Source organism: Paenibacillus nuruki, assembly GCF_963311185.1.
Lineage (GTDB): Bacteria > Bacillota > Bacilli > Paenibacillales > Paenibacillaceae > Saccharibacillus > Saccharibacillus nuruki.
The window spans coordinates 2032217-2052634 of sequence record NZ_OY725677.1; the positions used below are offsets into that span (position 1 = coordinate 2032217).

At 37.3% G+C, this 20418-nt stretch carries 14 protein-coding genes; 1 reads left to right on the forward strand and 13 read right to left on the reverse strand.

The features are described from left to right. Nucleotides 1-334: 334 nt before the first annotated feature. The 3 genes from RCP16_RS08835 to RCP16_RS08845 form a co-directional block, all read right to left on the reverse strand. Nucleotides 335-2263, reverse strand: coding sequence for a beta-glucoside-specific PTS transporter subunit IIABC (locus RCP16_RS08835; RefSeq protein WP_308642206.1), 1929 nt, complete (start codon nt 2261-2263; stop codon nt 335-337). Nucleotides 2264-2468: 205 nt separating this feature from the next. Next, the gene (gene licT, locus RCP16_RS08840) at nt 2469-3323 is read right to left on the reverse strand and encodes a BglG family transcription antiterminator LicT (protein WP_137225058.1); all 855 of its coding nucleotides are present in this window, start codon (nt 3321-3323) and stop codon (nt 2469-2471) included. Between the two features lie 205 nt (nt 3324-3528). Then, on the reverse strand, nt 3529-6099 hold the full coding sequence (locus RCP16_RS08845) for a glycoside hydrolase family 3 N-terminal domain-containing protein (RefSeq protein ID WP_308642207.1): 2571 nt from the start codon (nt 6097-6099) through the stop codon (nt 3529-3531). A gap of 178 nt (nt 6100-6277) precedes the next feature. Between RCP16_RS08845 and RCP16_RS08850 the strand changes: the two genes are divergently transcribed. Continuing rightward, a complete protein-coding gene (locus tag RCP16_RS08850; RefSeq protein ID WP_308642208.1) occupies nt 6278-7666 on the forward strand; it encodes a helix-turn-helix domain-containing protein in 1389 nt (462 codons plus the stop codon). Nucleotides 7667-7860: 194 nt separating this feature from the next. Here the strand turns inward: RCP16_RS08850 and RCP16_RS08855 are convergent, their stop codons facing one another. The 10 genes from RCP16_RS08855 to RCP16_RS08900 form a co-directional block, all read right to left on the reverse strand. Next, the gene (locus tag RCP16_RS08855) at nt 7861-8727 is read right to left on the reverse strand and encodes a hypothetical protein (protein ID WP_308642209.1); all 867 of its coding nucleotides are present in this window, start codon (nt 8725-8727) and stop codon (nt 7861-7863) included. 47 nt (nt 8728-8774) lie between these two features. Further along, nucleotides 8775-10115, reverse strand: a complete 1341-nt coding sequence (locus tag RCP16_RS08860; protein WP_308642210.1) for a KAP family P-loop NTPase fold protein — start codon at nt 10113-10115, stop codon at nt 8775-8777. Next, nucleotides 10112-10756, reverse strand: coding sequence for a hypothetical protein (locus tag RCP16_RS08865; protein ID WP_308642211.1), 645 nt, complete (start codon nt 10754-10756; stop codon nt 10112-10114). Before RCP16_RS08865 ends, RCP16_RS08860 begins: the two co-directional genes overlap by 4 nt. Before the next feature lie 438 nt (nt 10757-11194). After that, complete coding sequence (locus RCP16_RS08870; RefSeq protein ID WP_308642212.1) at nt 11195-13639, reverse strand: glycogen/starch/alpha-glucan phosphorylase; 2445 nt, start codon at nt 13637-13639, stop codon at nt 11195-11197. A gap of 37 nt (nt 13640-13676) precedes the next feature. After that, nucleotides 13677-14780: a glucose-1-phosphate adenylyltransferase subunit GlgD gene (gene glgD / locus RCP16_RS08875; RefSeq protein WP_308642213.1), complete on the reverse strand. Its 1104-nt coding sequence runs from the start codon at nt 14778-14780 to the stop codon at nt 13677-13679. Between the two features lie 20 nt (nt 14781-14800). Next, complete coding sequence (locus tag RCP16_RS08880; protein WP_069328416.1) at nt 14801-15934, reverse strand: glucose-1-phosphate adenylyltransferase; 1134 nt, start codon at nt 15932-15934, stop codon at nt 14801-14803. A gap of 137 nt (nt 15935-16071) precedes the next feature. Further along, on the reverse strand, nt 16072-16629 hold the full coding sequence (locus tag RCP16_RS08885; RefSeq protein WP_069328417.1) for an imm11 family protein: 558 nt from the start codon (nt 16627-16629) through the stop codon (nt 16072-16074). A 309-nt stretch (nt 16630-16938) separates the two neighbouring features. After that, entirely contained in the window at nt 16939-18117 is a 1179-nt protein-coding gene (locus RCP16_RS08890) for an acetoin utilization protein AcuC (RefSeq protein ID WP_308642214.1), read from the reverse strand. Between the two features lie 29 nt (nt 18118-18146). Next, nucleotides 18147-18779: a GNAT family N-acetyltransferase gene (locus tag RCP16_RS08895; RefSeq protein ID WP_308642215.1), complete on the reverse strand. Its 633-nt coding sequence runs from the start codon at nt 18777-18779 to the stop codon at nt 18147-18149. A 180-nt stretch (nt 18780-18959) separates the two neighbouring features. Further along, a complete protein-coding gene (locus RCP16_RS08900; RefSeq protein WP_308642216.1) occupies nt 18960-20063 on the reverse strand; it encodes an acyltransferase family protein in 1104 nt (367 codons plus the stop codon). Between the last annotated feature and the right edge of the window lie 355 nt (nt 20064-20418).

Consider the following 20418-nt stretch of genomic DNA (forward strand, 5'->3'; position numbering starts at 1 on the left):
TAACTATAAAAGGGTTGAATTTACAATTCATTTTGGTACAATATGGTTTGGTTATAAGAACCATTCCAATTCAATCTAATGAACGGTTTAAAGGAGTCTACTCGTGAATAATCTAGTGAAAGAACGCTGGTATGCTGTGCTGGGTATTGCTATTGTGTTTGGTGGTATTTTGGTTATCAAAGCATTCAGTGGCGATCTGTAATTTGAACTCAACTATAACGGCGTAATGCCAACATGATGTTACTGTAGCAAAAAGAGCTTAAACGATGTCGGGAAATAATCACCCATGACATTGTTCAAGCTCTTTTGCGTATATCGCATACTAGCTATGATATTAGCTTAATTTATACAATAGTTCACCTGAACGTGTATTAGGCTGTGTTGCAGATTGTAGATTATTATAATCATTAATATTGGTTACAATCACAGGTGTAATCGTCTCATATCCTGCATCACGTACTGCTTTGAGATCGAACTCCATTAATAGATCCCCGATCTTCACTGTTTCTCCTGCTTTGGCATGAGGTGTAAAATGTTGACCTTTGAGCTTCACCGTATCGATTCCGATATGAATTAACATTTCGGTTCCGGTGTCGCTCACAAGTCCAATTGCATGTCCACTTTTGGAAACAGAGAATACTGTTCCATTTACAGGTGATACAATTCGTCCTTCTGTCGGTTCGATCGCTACCCCTTTACCCATAATTTCTTGAGAAAATGCAGGATCATTGACAGCGCTAAGTGGCTTCACTTCACCAGCTACAGGGCTGAAAATATCGGTGGCAACCACTTGATGAATAGTCGGTTGGTGAATATCAATGACATTCGATGCTGCCACCTGATGACTTGTTGCAGACTGACTATTGCCTTCAGTATTGGCAACTGGAGTAGATTCAGACTCTTCTGTCTTTTCTTTAATTCCTGCAAAATAAGTAATCGCTGTTGCAGATACTAGAGCAACGACACCACCCAATAGTGCATAGATTAGTGTACTGATCGATGGGCTGATAAATGCTGCTACACTCGGTAGACCCACCAATCCGGTAATCACGTACGATTTAACATGGAAGATACCCATAAATGCTCCACCTATCGCTCCACCGATTAGAGCAGCAATAAATGGTTTTTTGAATTTCATATTGATACCATACATAGCAGGTTCCGTGATCCCCATAATAGCAGTTAAACCTGTAGAGAAGCCAAGCGATTTGGTTTGAGCATTTTTGGAACGAAGACCTACGCCTAGTGCTCCACCTGCTTGCGCCCAGTTAGCGGCAAACATCAACGGAATAATAAAGTCATATCCTAATGTTGTAATCGAACCGATAACAATCGGTGTCAAAGCATAATGCATACCTGTAATAATTAACAATGACATCGTACCACCGATTAGAATACTTGCGACAATCGACATATTTTCAAATAACCAAGCGATTCCACCGGATAATCCATTTCCGATAATAGACCCTAATGGTCCAATAGCAATCAATGTTAAAGGTACCATAACTAACAATGTAATCGTAGGTACGACTAATAATTTGAGCGATACATGAGTAAAGCGATCTACTACCTTTTCTACATAAGAAGCGATCCAGATCGCAATCACGATCGGAATAACTGTCGAAGAATACGTTGCTGCTACTACTGGAATACTAGCAAATGTTACCGCTTGCCCTGAACCCAATAATGCGGTGATCGTCGGGTGCATAATAGCGGCTCCTAAGGCTGCCCCGATATACATATTACTGCCCAGCTTACGAGAAGCACTAATCGCTAGAATAATGGGTAAGAAGTAAAATGCTCCATCTCCGATGGCTGACAAAATAATGTAAGTAGAACTTGTGTTAGACATCCAGCCTAAGGCTACAAGGATCGCTACGATCCCTTTGATCATTCCTGCGCCGGTAATTGCAGGTAAGATCGGTGTAAACATACCTGAAATAAAATCAAACAGCGTACTGATTGGATTCTGTTTCTTTTTGGGTTTGGATGAAGATGTATTTTCAGTCTGCCCTGCTCCAGGTATCTTTTTGATTAATTCTTTGTATACATTGGCGACTTCATTTCCAATAATAACTTGAAATTGACCGCCATTTTTCATGACACCCATTACGCCGGGTGTTTGTTCCAATTGAGCTTTGTTGGCTAGATTATCATCATTCAAATTAAAACGAAGTCTGGTCATACAATGAGTGACCTGATCAATATTACTTGTACCGCCGACTAAATCCAGTATGTCTTGTGATAATTTCTCTCTATCCATAGTAAGCTTCTCCTTTTTATATAGGGCTATTACGATTAGGATACAAAAAAACCTAAATGCCTATAAATGAGTCAGTCTATACTGACAGTACATACAATGCTTCTATAGCATATTGCATGATCATCTATCCACATTCAGGTTTTGCCTAATTAAAGTCACAATCCCATTCATTGATGTATTTACTTGTGTGAGTTGGTTCATGATACTACCCTTCTGATCGTTCTGTCTGTTCAGCCTTAGTAATCCGTTCGATATGAATCGTGAGATACAGCAATTCATCTTTGGAAAGGCTACGCTGGTGAATTTTGCTGGTGTAGGACTCAATTTTCTGTGCACATGCATAAGCGTTAGGATACTGGACTTTGACCATATCATGTAACGAATTGTCTCCACTATCGCTTACTGTGTCATGCAGTACGCGTTGTGCGAAAAACTTTAAATGCGTCAAAAAGCGGAAATAACTTAATGATTCTTCATCCATTTCAAAAACATAATGTCGGGTAACGATTCGTAGAACATCTTTGACGATATTGGTCATACTGATCGTCTCGCTCATCTCACCGTTCAATTGTGAGTTCACGAAATGGAGCGCTATAAATCCACCTTCATCTTCAGTCAGTTCAACACCTAATTTGTCTTCAATCATTTGGAGCGCTTTCATACCGATTACGTATTCTTTACGGTATAACTTTTTGATCTCCCAAAGAATCGCATTTCGAATCTCTATTCCTTGTCGATAACGCTCTATCGCAAAATGAATATGATCGGTCAGTGAGATATAAATGCTGTCATGCAATTTGCTTCCGAGTATCGTCTGCGCATATCGGATAATTTCGTCTGAACAATCTACGTATTCGATGGGAATGTCTGATAATAATGTCATCAACTTTTGTGAGACTTCCCTGCTTTCGAGCTTGAATACTTTTTCTACTTTTGTCTCATCCACCAGATCGCCAGGGTGCTTTTTAAAACCGATACCTCGACCCATGACCACCAGCTCCTGTTCAGAAGCATTGATGACTGTGACAACATTATTATTCAGCACTTGTGCTATTTTCATTCCCATCACCTTTTACTATCAAAATAGTCAAAAAGGCAAAACCAAAAATGACTTGGAGCGTCAATTTCGGTTTTGCCTGAGTAATCAGTAACAATCCGTGTTTTTGGTTTTCTGTGAATCCATAGTAACATACGCTCAAAATGTTAGCAACATTTTTTTGTAAGCACTTACTTCACTACTATGTTACAGCGAAAAACTTTTTAATTCAAGCTTCAATCAGTTCAAACCCTGCTACTTGTACGTGTTTTACATTGGAACCAATATACACTTTGAATTCTCCAGCTTCTGCTACCCATTGCAGTCGTGCATTGCAATACTTGAGCAATTCCTCTGTGATTTCAAATTGTACTTGTACAGTTTCACCTGGAGCTAGTGTAACTTTTTCAAATCCTTTTAGTTCTTTGACAGGACGAACCGTACTTCCGTATAGATCTTGAATATACAATTGTACAATTTCTTGTCCTGCCACTGCACTGGTATTCGTCACTTGAACCGTTGCTATAATCGACTCAGAACGTTGCATAGTAGAACGGCTTAATTCGATAGTAGAATATTCAAATTGGCTATAACTCAGTCCATAACCAAAAGGATATAACGGATCATTCGGACCATCTAAATATTTGGAAATATATTTTTCGTGTTCATTTTCGGCAGTAACCGGTCTACCTGTATTGAAGTGATTGTAATAGATCGGTACTTGTCCCACTTGCTTCGGAAAGCTCATTGTTAATTTCGCAGACGGGTTGTAATCACCCACTAATACATCAGCAATCGCATGTCCTGCTTGCGATCCCAAGAACCATGTTTCAACAATACTATCCATATGTTGCTCATACCAATCCAGCACCAGTGGTCTACCATTGGTAAGAACCAATACCACCGCTTTACCTGATTGCTTCGCTAATTCAACAATCGCTTCTGCTAACTGTTGCTGTGGTTCAGGAATCGTAATATCCATACGTGAAGCCGCTTCACCGGACATTTCACTATTTTCACCCAGTGCTAACAAGATCACATCGGCATGACTAGCCACTTCAAGTGCTCGTTCAATTCCACCTGCAATCGATTCATTCACTTTGGAACCTTCACTGTATAGCAGACGATCTTCTTGAATGCCTTTGGCTTGTAATCCTTCTAATAGAGTGACTGTATCTGCTCCATATTTGGAAAACTGCCAAGGCCCTAACAAATCTTTGCTATCTCCGAAAGGTCCGATGACTGCAATGCGTGCACTCGATTCAGCCACATGGAGCGGTAACGTTTGAGCTTCATTTTTGAGCAAAACGATTGATTTCTGAGCTAATTCACGACTAGCTTGTAGATGGCTTTCGTTGAAATGATACTCGACTTCTTTATCTGGACGCACATAACGGAAAGGATCATCCATAATACCGATCTGATATTTATAAGTCAAAATACGTCGTACAGCATCATCTAATTGCTGTTCTTGAATCTTGCCGTCTGCTACAAGCTGTGGTAGAAATTGCTCATACGTTTGCGATACCATTTCGATATCCATAGTTGCATTAAGCGATAGACGAGCAGCTTCACTACGATCTTTCGCTACACCATGCGTGTAAATCTCTTCTACTGCACCATAATCAGAGATCAAGATACCGTCAAATCCTAATTCGTCACGTAGTAAATCTTTCAAAATCACTTCACTGGCTGCAATCGGAATCCCTTGATAAAAGTTAAAGGCATTCATCACCGAAGCCGCACCTGCTTGAAGACCAGCCTGGAAAGGAGGCAAATACAAATTACGCAACATCCATTCTGAAATATCAACAGTATTGTAATCACGACCGGATTCAGAAGCGCCATAAGCAATAAAGTGCTTCAGACAAGCAATCAATGTTTCTTTGTCAAATAAACTAGCCCCTTGGAAGCCTTCTACTTGCGCTCTAGCAATAAGGGAACCTAGATACGGATCTTCACCTGAACCTTCGACTACACGTCCCCAACGAGCATCACGTGCAATATCAACCATAGGTGCATGGTTATAGGTAATTCCTGTAGCGGTTGCTTCTTTGGCTGCGATTGCACAAGCATCACGAATCGCTTCAATATCCCAACTACAAGACCATCCCAGCGGTACAGGGAAAATCGTCTGGAAACCATGAATAACATCCGCATTAAACATCAATGGGATACCTAGACGAGATTTTTCTACAGCTGTTTTTTGCAATTCAAATACACGACTACTATTAAAAGCACCTAAGATCGAACCTGTACGTCCTTGTTCAACGAGAACGTCTGCTGATTCTGCTTCGATATCTCCACCAAAAGCAAAATCAGAAGCCATACACTGACTCATTTGCCCGATTTTCTCGGCAATCGTCATTTCGCCAAGCAACTGTTCGACTTGAGCTTGAATATTTTCTGGAGTACGTTCAATAACATTATTTTTATGATAAGGAGCAACGACGTTAATCAATTCTTCGCTTAACGATTGTCCTCTACCTCTTGTACCATCAAGCTTCATCACTCCTGTAAAAGGTAGTGAAATAAAGCCAGTAAAGCAATCTTCTTCAAATACCATTTCTATCGTAGCTTCGCCTTCTCCATGCGGCAAAACAACCACACTTCCGGTAGCTTTCAACGTATTGCCTTCTACATGGATGTGCTTGATATCTAGAGCAAGTGGTAATGGCTCCATTTGCACGGTCAAAGAGTAATCCTGTGGTGTTGGCTTAGGAGACTCTTGCTGAACCTCAAATAAAAATTTCCACTTGGATGATTGTAATTGTGATGTACTGTTCCATATTCCTATCATTCGTATGCCCTCGTTTCCAATTGCTATTCTCTATTTGTATATAATGTACTGCTCTAATGTAAGCGTTATGACATTATATTTATGGTATTATTCCTATTTTTTTAGTAAAATAATAAATACCTTGTTATTCGATAATAAAAAAGGATCGATGCAAAAATGATTGGAGTTGGACAATAATATGAATAATCACTGGTTAAATACCCTTAAATTTATGATGAAATGTATACATATTGAGTATCAGATTCCACTTTATCTTGTAGATCAGCATGCTGTACTGATTGAAGAATACCCTGCACAGAACTTTAACCCTTTGTATACAAGTAAAAGTGAAGGATTGCAATTATTGACCAAACATATTCAGGGCAAGTATCCGCTAATTCATGCGACTAACTTTGTAGAACAGTATCTCATTATACCTTTACATTCGTATCCAGATGCTATTACAGATGAAAATGCTAGCAGTGATGCAAATAGGAATGTTTCCGCTTCTGATCTATCTTCTACAGTGCATACTACTTCTACCACGCTGGCAGGTGCACTGATCGCAGGTCCTTTTTTCAATGCGATTGTCCCGGAAGAATTGATCAAAGGCATTATTGTAGATCATCAGTTATCATTCCGTCAGCAAGATGAAGTATGGGCATTTTATAAAAAAGTTCCCTTGATCTCCAAAGAACGTATCTATAATGCTGCGGTCATGATTTATTTTATGCTGTACCAGCAAGAATTAGATATTGCCGAATTGATTCAACATAACCTGCATATTCCTGCTACATCTATTCACCGCGTGTATTTGGACTCTATTCCACGTCTAGCTTCATCTGAATCCTTAACACATCATGAGAATGATCCAGAATACTCGGCCTCGGACCGTTATCATCATAATCCAGAAATGGAGCGTGTCTTTCTTCAATATATTCGAGAAGGTCGCAAAGAAGATTTGATCCAGTGGGAATTAGGCTTTCCTACTGAAAAATTAGGCGTATTGTCCAAAAAAAGCTTGTTACGTAACGAAAAAAATCTAGGTATCTGCTCAGTCACATTAGTCACACGTGCAGCAATGGATGGCGGAGTCAACGCCGAAATTGCTTATACGTTAAGCGACTTTTATATTCAAGCGGTGGAAGAATGTGAAAATCCAGCTCAAGTGCATATGACGACTCAACGATGTAATGCTGACTTTGTGGATCGCGTACTGGAAGGTCAAAAGCAACGATATTCGCATGAAGTTAATCTCACACGTCATTATATTTTCAGCCATCTGTACGAACCGATTCATCTACAAGATTTGGCAAAAGAAACAAAGCTAAATGCTGATTATTTATCGCAGTTATTCAAAAAAGAAATCGGCTGTTCGCCTGTTGTCTACATTCAGCAACAACGTATAGATGAAGCGAAAAAATTAATCAGCCTTTCTCATTATTCACTAGCGGAAATTTCAACGTTATTGCAGTTCCACGATCAGAGTTATTTTACGAAGATTTTCAAAAGGTACACGGGGGTTACGCCGAAGCAGTATCAGAAGAATCGTACGGGTGGGGAACGGATGGGTGTGGGGGTGTTTTAGAGTTGCAGCGCTCCGGGTGCGATATTGTTCTTGTCGTCGCTGTTAAGATCGGATATTTTGAACAACTGCTATCGCAGTAAATATCCGAGTCTTAAAGGCGAGCGCTTCGCTCTTTCAGAACAATATTGCTCCCTGCGCTCAGTGGAAGTTTTTAATATTAGTATATATTTAATTTTATCCTATTAGACCTTGAATTATTTTGAATTTTCTTCTTCCCAAATCTCTTGTTGTAGTTTTTGATTTTCTTCATACTGTTCGTAAAAATGCTCTTCTAATTGAAAAATCTTTCTTCTTCGATCTTCAACTTTTTTTCTATCTTTTTCATTCCCATATTTTAAGATCAAATCCATACCTTTATTAATATCTATCTCCTCATACAAACTATTAATTTCAGAATCATTGTGATCATTTTCTAATGTATATTGGTGCTCAATCTTAAAAGTAAACTCCATAATAATTCTAGTAAGATTATTTATAATATAAACAACATATCCTAACACAGAAAATCCACTTTTCTCATTCCTAGTTTTGGCTTTATTAAAACTTGTAATACTCTCATCTACCTTGAATAATTTTTTCATAATTATATCATCTAAGAATTTCTCATTTTGAATAAACCAACTTAGTAAGTAAGAAGGATCCTCACATTTCTTAATATCTAAAGTTAATGAAAAAAATTTATCAAGAGTTTGGTAACCCTTTCCCCATTCTAAAACTTTTGATTTTATTTCTTTTTCTGTCTGAAATCTAGTCCAAGTTTTTAGTATGAAATCAATTTTCTCGGATTCAATTTCTTTCTCAAGAATATCTAAAGTTAATAATTTATAAAATTCCACAATTTCTTTTGTTAAATTATCTAAGTAGTTTTTTGGAAAATAACTATTTAAATACAAAGCATATGTGAGGTCAAGATCATAAAGTTGAAAATCTATTTTATGGTTTTCCTCTATTATCTCTTTTGCAAGTAATTTAACTAATAATAAAATGGATTTATAAACCTTATTTTTAATAGGTGTATTTTCAATAAGAAATCTACTACCCAAATTTTTAAGTAGTATCATTTTTTCTTCACTATTTAAATCGTAATGATAGTTTTGAATTTTTTCAATTACTGCACTTGTTTTATATTTTTTATATAAGCCTTTAAGTTTTTTTGAATTTCATTATCATTATTGAGTTTAAGAAGATCAAAAAATAATAACAGTGATTGATGAGATAATATTTTTTCTGGAACACTATACATAAAATATTGCTGAAAATATTCATTATCATGTATTCTTTTCTTTGAATCATAGTCAAACTTAGAATCATTTTCTAACTTAAAATAATTCCTGATACTCGGGAATAAAAATGATAAAATAACTCGATATTTACTGAATTTTAACAATTCATCAATTTTTGATTCATCTAGAGATTCTTCACCTGTAAAAATCTTTTGATTATTATGAATATAATTAAACAATGCAGGAGAATCAGTTTTTATAATCAAAAGACGTAACAAATCTAATGAATTAACTTCGTCTTTTAGAATTGGATAGTATACTGAAACTAAATTAACAAATCGGATAATATTTCTTATAGACAAATTTAGTCCTACCACATCATCAATAAATCTAGGATTATATTCTACATACCATTTTTCGGGTGTTCCCGATATTTCTTTGAATACTTCATTTAATTTTTTTTCGTAAAATTTACTAATATAGTGTTCATCTACTTTAGGTAGATATATAGGAACTTGAATAAACTTTTCTATATATTTTCTAGCTTCTTCATTACTATTATTGCTTTTAGAATAAATTGTAGAAAGTGCACTTATCACTACTTCTTCATCTAAAGCAATAACGTAAATAACATTAGGAAAGTCTGCTACTAATCTTACTAACTTAAAAATACTTTTGATCTCTTCTCCATCTAATCGGTCTACATCATCAATATAGACAACTAATTTTCGATTAGATAATTCTAATAATTTTTCAATCTTACTTTTCACATTTGATATATCACTATTTTCTGGATCAGGTATAATTTTATTAAATATTTCTTTTAAGGAAATGATTGAATTGAAACTCCGGATACTTACTGATGATAAGATATCTGCATATTTTTTCAATTCTTTTTTTAAATTAGGATCATAACCACCGTCTCTTTCTATTTCTTCTAACAGCATCATTAAGAATCTTTTTATAAGGTCATCACTTGTACTAAAGTACCAAGGTTTAAATTCAATGAAATTTATTCCTTGTTTTTGGATCTGACTATGTTCTTTTACCATGTTATAAAATGAACTTTTCCCGCTTCCCCAATTTCCAAAAATACCAATAGTTAAACTCTTATTTGAAATATTGTTTAATACATTAGAAATTGTTCTAGCAAAATCGCCTCTATTAAAAAGATCATGTTCAATTTTCTCTATAGGTTGATCAGGATCGGTTATATCTTTTTTCACACTAATATCTTTCTTAGATTCTTGGAATAAAAATCTCCCAAAAAAATAACCATATTTAAAATGGCTAATAGCATTGCCCCATCAAATAAATCAGATAATAAGTCTCCAGTCCTAAATGTAATTGGACCATTAATTAGAACATAATTTATGATAATACCTATATTTATTGATAAAAAAATGATATTCTTCCATTCCTGAAGAGGTTTTGATAAAGAAATACACAAACGATTGAACCGTTCTCTTAATAAAGAAATACTATTCTTCCATTCCTGAAGAGGTTTTGATAAAGAAATACACAAACAATTGAACCATTCTCTTAATAAAGAAATACTATTCTTCGGTTCCTGAAGAGATTTTAATAAAAAAATATATAAACGATTGAACCATCTTTTTAATAAAGAAATAGATAAAGGCTTAACTCCTCTTGGAAACAAATAAATCAAACAAATAAAAAATGAGATAGTAGTTATCATTAATTCAAAAATAAATTGAATCCACCACTTGTTAAAATCAATATGTATCGTATGATTAAATATTGTTCTTAATATACTTACCAATACGATACAGGCTATGATACTTATACTATATTTCATAAAAATTATCACTTTCTTATGATGTATTAATTCATTATTTTCTGTCAAAATATCATCTTCCTTTTATGGGTATTTTTCTCATTTAATAATATCATGATAATTTCTTTAAGTAATCTATTAAATATAAATTTAAAAATCTTTTGGTAGTCATAATATATTCTAAATACCGACTCAGCGAAGGAAAAGGAATTATCCGTAAGAAGCGTAGCATTCGCTTTACAAGTTTTCGCAAGAAAACTACTTCGTAAGCATACACTTCGTAAGCATACACTAAGAATGGATATTTACTGCGATAGCAGTTGTTCAAAATATTCATTCTTAACAGCGATCGAGAGGATAATCCTTTTACGTAGCGTTGTCCCTTCACCGCATAAAAGAAAAAGGAAACCCTCCCCACTATCATAATCATCCACAGACAATCACAATACCAAGAAGGATTCCCTTCATTCCCTAACTATATTCAGCTCATTCAATCCATATACAATACTAAGGACGATCTACAGGTTTGATTTTCCAAATTTCTGACGCATACTGTCCGATCGTCAGATCACTAGAGAATTTACCAGAATGCCCAATATTGTGAATAGATTTTTTCAGCCATTCTTTACGATTACGATAAGCGAGATCAATCTGAACATGAGCTTCTGTATAGGCAGAGAAATCTTTCAATACGAAATACTCATCGTTCATATCCAGAATTGAACGGTACAAAATATCAAATTCATTATTATGATTAGTGAATGGTCCACGTTCAATCAGTTGGTTCATGACTTCTTGAATACGTGAATCGCTGTTATAGATATCACGAGCATTGTAACCACCATGCTGGTAATAATCCATCACTTGATTTGCATGTAAGCCGAAAATAAACATGTTATTGTCGCCTAACATCTCATGCATTTCCACGTTAGCACCATCCAATGTACCCACGGTTAGAGCACCATTCATCATAAATTTCATATTCCCTGTACCGGATGCTTCTTTACTGGCTGTCGAGATTTGCTCACTGACATCAGCCGCCGGAATAATCTTCTCTGCTAAAGATACTGAATAATTCTCTAAGAAAAAGACATTCAGTTTGTCTTTCACATCTGGATCATTATTCACAACGTTAGCTACGCTATTAATTAGCTTGATCGTACTTTTCGCTAAATAATAACTTGGCGCTGCTTTGGCTCCAAAGATAAACGTACGTGGAACCATATCCAGTAATGGCATAGCTTTGATCTGATGGTACAGGTGAATAATATGAAGAATATTCAAGAACTGCCGCTTGTAAGCATGCAGGCGTTTAACCTGTACATCAAAGATCGAGTCGGTATTCACTTTAACATCGTATTTTTGCTCAATATACGATGCTAACTTTTGCTTATTATTCAGCTTGATCTGAGCTGTCCGTTCCTGGAAGCTAGCATCTTCGCTATATTTTAAAATCCCAACCATTTCTTGTGGATGCGTGATCCAGCGTGTACCGATCGATTCACTAACCAACTGAGACAATTCAGGGTTAGCATGCATCAACCAACGACGATGCGTAATCCCATTTGTTTTGTTATTGAACCGATCTGGATATAGCTCGTAGAAATTTTTCATTTCGCGTTGCTTCAGAATATCGGTATGCAATGCAGCTACACCATTGATACTATGACTACCTGCAATCGCCAAATGTGCCATTTTCACTTGATCATCAAAAACAATCGCCATATGCGCTACACGATCAGGATCATTTGGATATTTATCCATCAACATTCCGCAAAAACGAGTATTGATCTCTTCAATAATCATATACACACGTGGTAATAGTTCACGTACCATATGAGTCGGCCATTTTTCTAAAGCTTCACTCAAAATCGTATGGTTTGTATAGGAAACTGTTTTCGTTACAATCTCCCATGCAGTATCCCATCCATAGCCTTTTTCATCTAATAAAATACGCATGAGTTCAGGAATAACCAGTGTTGGATGCGTATCATTAATATGAATGGCTATTTTTTTCGGCAATTCTTCGTAACTAAGTCCTAATTTATCATAGGTACGCAGAATACTTTGAAGACCAGCAGAGCAAAGGAAATACTGTTGCTTCAAGCGAAGCAGTCGTCCTTCATATTGAGAATCATCAGGATACAAGAACTCGGAGATCGACTCTACCGAACGATTGTAATCCAGATAGCTGTAATAGTTGCCTCCTGAAGAAGAACTACGACTTGCCATCTCACGCATTGGTTCTGCACTCCACAGACGAAGAGTATTCATGTGGGAAGATTCTTTGTTACCTTTGTATCCGATCACCGGAACATCGTAAGGAATCGCCCAGACACCCTCATAATCATGAAGAGAGAATTCAAGTTCGCCATCTTTTTCATGAACTTGAACATTACCACCAAAGCGAACTTCTACTTTACGGTCGTCACGACGGACTTCCCATTCGTTTCCTTTTTGTAGCCAGTTATCTGGTAATTCAACTTGATTACCATCCACTATTTTTTGCTCAAATAAACCGTATTTATAACGAATACCACAGCCATGCCCTGCATATCCAAGGGAAGCTAGTGAATCCATAAAGCAAGCAGCAAGGCGGCCAAGACCGCCATTACCTAGACCTGCATCTGCTTCTTGTTCTTCTATTTCAGAAAGAGAAACCCCTAAGTCTTCCAGACCTTCTTGTACAATTTCAAGGACACCCATGTTAAGTAGGTTATTACCTAGTAGACGTCCTATCAGAAATTCAAGTGATAGATAATAGACTTGCTTTTCTTCATTATCTTTAAATTCGCGGTTCGTTGCTGCCCATTCTTTTCCCGCTGATTCACGGATCATGCGACTTAGAATCGTATATACATCTTCACTTGATACTTCTTCTAACGTTTTTCCTAATTTGGACACTACATTATCCTGAAATATACTTTTGAATGACTCTTTGCTTGTAAACAACAGGGCGTTCCTCCTCTATTCTATTTCTATTCTGTATTTAGACGGAAGTGCTCTTCGCTGTAACGTATGGTTTTATCACATCACCAATCAATGTGCGATCACCTGAGATACGAACATCTTTATCCAAGATAACATTTTCCAGAACAGCGCCTGCTTCAATCGTACATTTTTGCAAAATAACCGAATTGACAACACGTGCGCCTTTTTCCACTTTAACTCCACGGAACAGAATACTATTTTCAACTTCTCCACCAATAATACATCCATTTGCCAAAAGCGAATTGGTCACTTTAGCGCTTTCTAGATACTTGGTTGGTGCTTCGTATTTAATTTTCGTCTGTACTGGTTTTTCATGGAACAATTTCATATAGTTATCCGGATTCAATAGAGCCAGACTGTTTTTGTAATAACTTTCCACTGAATTGATGACTGCATTGTAGCCTGTATATTCATAAGCTGCAATTTTCAGACCATTTGGATTGTTCTGAATCACATCACGGAAGAAATAGCTTTTGCCATGAGCGATAGAGTAACGAACTTGATCCAAATACAATTCTTTATCCATAATAAAGATTTCTAGATAAACATTGCTGTGATCACGTTCATGGTGAAAACCGGACACATATCCATTCTCATCTACTTCTACGCGACGACATGGGCCATGCTCTGGTTCCAATTCAGCTATTTTTTTGTAAACAACAGTGACGTCAGCGCCTTTTTCTTTGTGATACTTGTAGACTTCATTGAAATCTACTTTGTTCACATGCTGTGTCCCACTGTTCACTACGATATCACCAGAACTGCGATGGAAATAATCCATATTATTATGAATATGTTGCAGATCCCCAAGTGAAGTATCGGTCGGATCATGCCAATCCGGTGGCAAGATAAAGAGTCCGCCCCGTTTACGATCCAAGTCCCACGGTCTACCTTCGCCTAGATGATCCATCAATGAACGATATTTACGACGAACAAATAATGCGATATCTTCCATACCTGCATACATCATATTCGATAACGCAAAATCGATCAGACGATAGCGTCCACCAAATGGAACGGCTGCACCGCAACGGAAATATGTTAATTCATTTAATTGGTCTAATTCATGATCCAGGTTGATAACTCCTACGAAGCCCTTCATTCCCATCACCGTCCTCTATATTATAATGACTCATTCGTTATTAGTAAGATTTCGCTCTCATCTTCACGATCCACACCGATTTGTGTGCCATCTGGTAATACCATACCATCATCAATAATCGCGCGGTGAATACGGACATTTTTACCTATTTTAACATTAGGCATAATAACAGAATCAGTAATCATACTACCTTCGCCGACTTCCACGCCAAAGAATAGAACTGAATGATTAATTTCACCATGTACAATACAACCTTCGTTAATAATGCTATCACTGACTTTAGCTTCAGGTGCAATGTATTGAGCAGGCTGATTCGGGCTACGTGTAAAAATACGCCAGTTCGGATCATTCAAATCCAATTCTGGATGTTCGGATAACATGTCCATATTGGATTCCCATAGACTTTGGATTGTACCGACATCTCTCCAATAGCCTTCGAATGGATAAGCGTACAATGTTTTGTCATCATCTAATAGTAAAGGAATAATATCTTTACCGAAGTCATAAGAAGATGTTGGATTCGTCTCATCTTGAATTAGATAAGATTTAAGCACATCCCATTTGAACAAGTAAATTCCCATAGAAGCAAGAGTACTTTTTGGATGTTCTGGTTTTTCGTCAAACTCGTAAATTTTAAGATCATCATCTGTATTCAGCATACCAAAACGGCTTGCTTCTTCCAGCGTGACATTGACTACAGAGATGGTGCAATCTGCGTCTTTTTCTTTATGGTAATCCAGCATTTTGCCATAATCCATTTTGTAGATATGGTCACCGGATAAAATAAGAACGTGTTCAGGATCGAATCTTTCCACGAAATTAAGGTTGCGATAGATCGCATCTGCTGTTCCTTGATACCAGCTACTACCTTCTTCGCGTTCATGTGGCGGTAATACAAAGACTCCACCATTTTTGCGATCCATATCCCAATCGTTACCAACACCTATGTATGCATGAAGGACCATGGGTTCATATTGTGTCAATACACCTACTGTATCAATACGTGAATTGGCGCAATTACTAAGAGGAAAATCGATAATACGATAAGTACCACCAAAATATACGGCTGGCTTTGCCAGGAATCTTGTTAGACCTTTGAGTCTTTTGCCTTGACCTCCGGCAAGCAACATTGCTACTACTTCTTTCTTACTCATGGAAAAGCCCCCTTCATGTGATTATCATATAATTTGCAGAGACATGTAACGCTAAGAATCAATGAATCATTTAACGATACCCTTGTATTCCAAAAAAGAAGGAGACCGCCTATTAAGGCATGTTGCACCTATAAATACTACAGATTTTCCTTAAAAACAATACCAGCTATGTTCTGCGCACGGCACGCTTCTACGAATTCAGAAGAAGCTACTATTAGACTGATATCTTCGTTCGAACGAACGAGTCCATGACCTCGAAGCCCATCCGGTTGAAAAGCCACCGAAATGTAATGTACTGGACTTCCATGAATACCCGGAAGTAGTGGAATATGTACAGATTCTTCGGGATCAAGACAATTGATAACGGTCAAAATATTGAGCACCTGAAATCCATTCAGCGGTGTTCCGTTCACAGTGACTTCTGCATCTACTAATTGCACATCTTTATCTGCATATTGTCGAATCACATTAGCTAGCCTCGGTCCGACCAAATCTGGACCGTCACTCATAAACCAATCAAAATGCATTAAGTGATTAAGATCGATATCTCCTTGCAAATGGAACTTTGGCGTCTTCGCCCAATCTCGTTGAGGTGTGCCTTTTTTGAAACTCAAATGATCCGGCGAATCATTGAAATTGTACTTAAACCAATAACGATCCGGGTATACATTCGCTGGTGATAGGATATAGCACATACATATCTCTTCCTTTCGGGATCGGCAGACCATTCCATACTATAAATGAATGATAGATTTACCTCATTACTTGATTATAGTATCTATTTCTACACATAGGGTAATTCTCCCTGCTTACTGTTCATATTACCTTACCCTTTTACACGTTGTATGTGAAAATCCTTCGTCTGCCAATCTCCCGGCAAAATATATATACCCGAAAATGTGCATTTCGCCACTTTTAAGTGATTACGATTTTGTTACAAGCTGGCTTATTGCTATTTTATACCAGTTATAACACAATTGGATACTAGCAATTCTATTCTGCTGTTATTTTAGATAAGTAGCCGCTATTTCACAGATTTTGCGATTGGATAAAGTAATCTCATCTCGCCTTGGAATAGGCTCCCAGCGTGTGACATCATCTAACCATGTACGTGGTAAATCGACAGGGCTTTCTGCTTGCCAGCGTTCTAGCCAGACCTCAGGTAGTGATAGTAATGGCGCTTGATCAATCTGTTGAAGTAGAGGATGGTTGCTCATTTCAAGCCATAACAATGACCACGCTCTAGGCACCACGCGCCAGATATCATATCCTCCACCACCAAGGGCTACCCACCGTCCTTCGCACCATTGATGAGCCGCTTCATGGATCATACGAGGCATCTCCCGATAGATCTGCATCGAACAATGCAAATGAGACAAAGGATCAAGTGCATGAGCATCACATCCATGCTGACTAATAATGAGATCAGGACGAGCACGTTCTAACACTTGATGCAGTGTTGTCTCAAAACATTCTAACCACGAATCATCTTCTGTATACGGTTCAAGGGGTAGATTGACTGTAAATCCAAATCCTTCACCTGCACCTCGTTCTTCAACTCTCCCTGTTCCCGGAAATAAATACTTACCGGTCTCATGAATCGAGTACGTGAATACATCAGGATCGGTATAAAAGCACATCTCCACTCCATCCCCATGATGCACATCGGTATCAATATAGAGGACTCTAGCTCCATAAGCTTCTCGTACATGAGCTATAGCAAGTGCCGCATCATTATAAATACAGAAACCTGCCCCTTTCTGTGGCATCGCATGGTGCAGTCCACCGCCCAAATGAAGCGCATGTGTCGTCTGACCCTCCATCACCATCTGCGCCGCAGTTACCGAGCCAGCAGCAATCGACAGCGCACTCTGATGCATACCTGCAAAGTAAGGAGTATCGCCTTGATGAAGACCATATTGTGCAGCATGATCCATCGCTTTTGTGGCAGGATGTTCTACACTTAGTTTCTTTACAACATCGATATATTCAGGAATATGAACTTGTTGTAATAAATGATGATCGGGCAGTTCAGTCGGCACAAAGATTTGGTCTATAGACAAAGCATCCACTTGTTGCAACAGATCACGAGTCAACGTTAATCTACGCTGATCAAATGGATGATTCTGATGAAAAACATATTTTAGACTATCAGGATGATACATATATGCTGCTTTGTCCATCTATCGATTCTCCTTTCTATCGCTCCTAATTAGTACATAAATCGCTGACGGAATCGTAAGCGATCAAATGCTTCTACAGAAGATTGCGGCACATATTTACCTACACGTACCATAAGACAATTGGCAGGATGAGAACATATTTCAGGATCATCTGTTGCGAACCAGACCATATCTACATTTTTCATTAACTGCTCCATCATTTTGCGATAATCCCAGACACTAAGCCCTGTACTTTCAAGATCCCAATGCCAATAGTATTCTGTAGTGAATACAATCATATGATCCAATTGCTCTTCTCGAAAAGAAAGCTGGATCAATTTCTTAGCAATGTCTAGTCCGCGATAGTCATTAGCTACTTCAACTGCGCCCAACTCGATCAAATCTTCCATATTTCCTTCAGACCATCGTTCATATTCATCAGCATAATGAAAAGTAACATAGCCGACGATCATATCACCGTCACACGCCATAATAATACGTCCTTCATCCAATCCCGCAATTTCAATCAATGCTTCCCACTGTTCAGGTGGACGACGAAAAGCATCAAGTTGAGGATGCATCTGCTTGGTACGAATATGTTCTGGAGAGACGGGCCCTTCTAATATCAATGTACACCGAGGAGACACCAGTGTTTCCGTTTGTGGGATTTTCAAATGCTCCATACTGAGATTCCTTTCTGTATTAGAGTATTGAATAGGTTGTGTTTTATAGTATTTTTTTTTGATAACGCTTTCTTTATAGTTTTGATTATACCGCCTTTTGCAGTAAATGTATGTGTCGATCTACAAAGAAAGACCTTCTTAGTCATTAAGAAGGTCTGCTCTATATCCATATTGAGTATATTATGATTTAATTTCTGTAGCCAACTTGCGATTGGATAGTGTTGTAGCTGACTTTGGCACATTCACTCGACCTACGATGTATTTACCTATTTTCATCCGATTCAATATATTAATCGTTAGATACGAGCAAGCGATCCCTCCGATAAATAACAAAGGAATCTCCAAATATCCTAGTGACCAATGAAAAGATTCCACAGCGAGATCCATCATTTGTAGATAGAACCAATGTAACAAGTAAATGCCGAATGAATACTGACTAATCGCAGATAAGATAGGTGGCATTTTTTTTACATGACGGAACGCTAAAAAGAGTACAAAAATCAATAACACTGTGAATAAGATCATGTCCATTCGTTTTGAGCCAAATCCAAAACTAGAATATACATTATTGTACAGAATCAACGCAATCGATACAGGTAATGCGGCATAGATCCATACTTTGTATTTTTCAATATACTGCATAAAAGTCTGATAATTTTTACCGCAATAATAAGCAAGTGCAAAGTAAAATACCCAACCTGTAAATGGCATCCAGTATCCTCGATCCCAAATATAGGAAATATACTGATTATTGCTAGGCGGTGCTACCAGATTAAAGAATGCCAAGTATCCTACATTCACTACTAGCGATATCATAAGTACCCATTTCGCTGAAAAGCGGTCTATATATTTGTTAAACAGTTGATGTAGAATATAGAACTGGAAAATAACCAATACAAACCATCCGTGATAAGCTCCCAGTAAATTAAATACAACTAGCTTGGGAATTGACCATCCATTTAGAATACCCGACATAATCGCATAAAAGACAGCCATACAAGCAAATGGAATCAATAGAAATTTAATTCGTTTACTATAGAACTGCTTAGGCAAATGATTGGGATACGAATAAGCTAAGACTAATGCGGATATAAAGACAAATGTAGATGTCCCAAACGAAAGCAGTCCAGCCAGAGTCCACAGTCCAAATTGAATTGCACCTTCTGTGCTTTCACCTGTAGTGAATTTGATCGAATGTAATAATACAACACTCATACAAGCGATAGCTCGGATCATGCCTACCTCGCCAATCGTTTGCCTGGGAGAAATGGTACTTTGTTTCATTACGTGATAAACCTCCTTTTAAGTTAAAAAGTATAGTTAATGCTTAAGATTTCTAGGTACACATCTCTCCTTTTGATTTGCTTGACTATTAGGGTAGACATCGAATACTGGCTCTAAAAGAACTCAATCACTAGCATAATTATTCGTTTTGAATTATTATGTTCGTCTAAAATAGTTAAGTTATTCAATACGAATCATTTTCATTCGTTATATATTACTACAAAGTTGTAATATTTTGTAGTCAAAATGTAAATTCATGATTTTTTTCATGATTATGATGTAAAAGTGATTTGTAAAGAAAAGGATATTTCGCTATGCTATACTACAAGAAAATATAAAATTGAACAATTTGTGA

Coding starts and splice junctions, on each gene's coding strand:
- RCP16_RS08900 (WP_308642216.1), bottom strand. CDS start 20,063: ATGAAACAAAGTACCATTTCTCCCAGGCAAACGATTGGCGAGGTAGGC.
- glgD (WP_308642213.1), bottom strand. CDS start 14,780: ATGAAGGGCTTCGTAGGAGTTATCAACCTGGATCATGAATTAGACCAA.
- RCP16_RS08880 (WP_069328416.1), bottom strand. CDS start 15,934: ATGAGTAAGAAAGAAGTAGTAGCAATGTTGCTTGCCGGAGGTCAAGGC.
- licT (WP_137225058.1), bottom strand. CDS start 3,323: ATGAAAATAGCACAAGTGCTGAATAATAATGTTGTCACAGTCATCAAT.
- RCP16_RS08845 (WP_308642207.1), bottom strand. CDS start 6,099: ATGATAGGAATATGGAACAGTACATCACAATTACAATCATCCAAGTGG.
- RCP16_RS08855 (WP_308642209.1), bottom strand. CDS start 8,727: ATGATACTACTTAAAAATTTGGGTAGTAGATTTCTTATTGAAAATACA.
- RCP16_RS08835 (WP_308642206.1), bottom strand. CDS start 2,263: ATGGATAGAGAGAAATTATCACAAGACATACTGGATTTAGTCGGCGGT.
- RCP16_RS08885 (WP_069328417.1), bottom strand. CDS start 16,629: ATGTGCTATATCCTATCACCAGCGAATGTATACCCGGATCGTTATTGG.
- RCP16_RS08890 (WP_308642214.1), bottom strand. CDS start 18,117: ATGGACAAAGCAGCATATATGTATCATCCTGATAGTCTAAAATATGTT.
- RCP16_RS08895 (WP_308642215.1), bottom strand. CDS start 18,779: ATGGAGCATTTGAAAATCCCACAAACGGAAACACTGGTGTCTCCTCGG.
- RCP16_RS08850 (WP_308642208.1), top strand. CDS start 6,278: ATGAATAATCACTGGTTAAATACCCTTAAATTTATGATGAAATGTATA.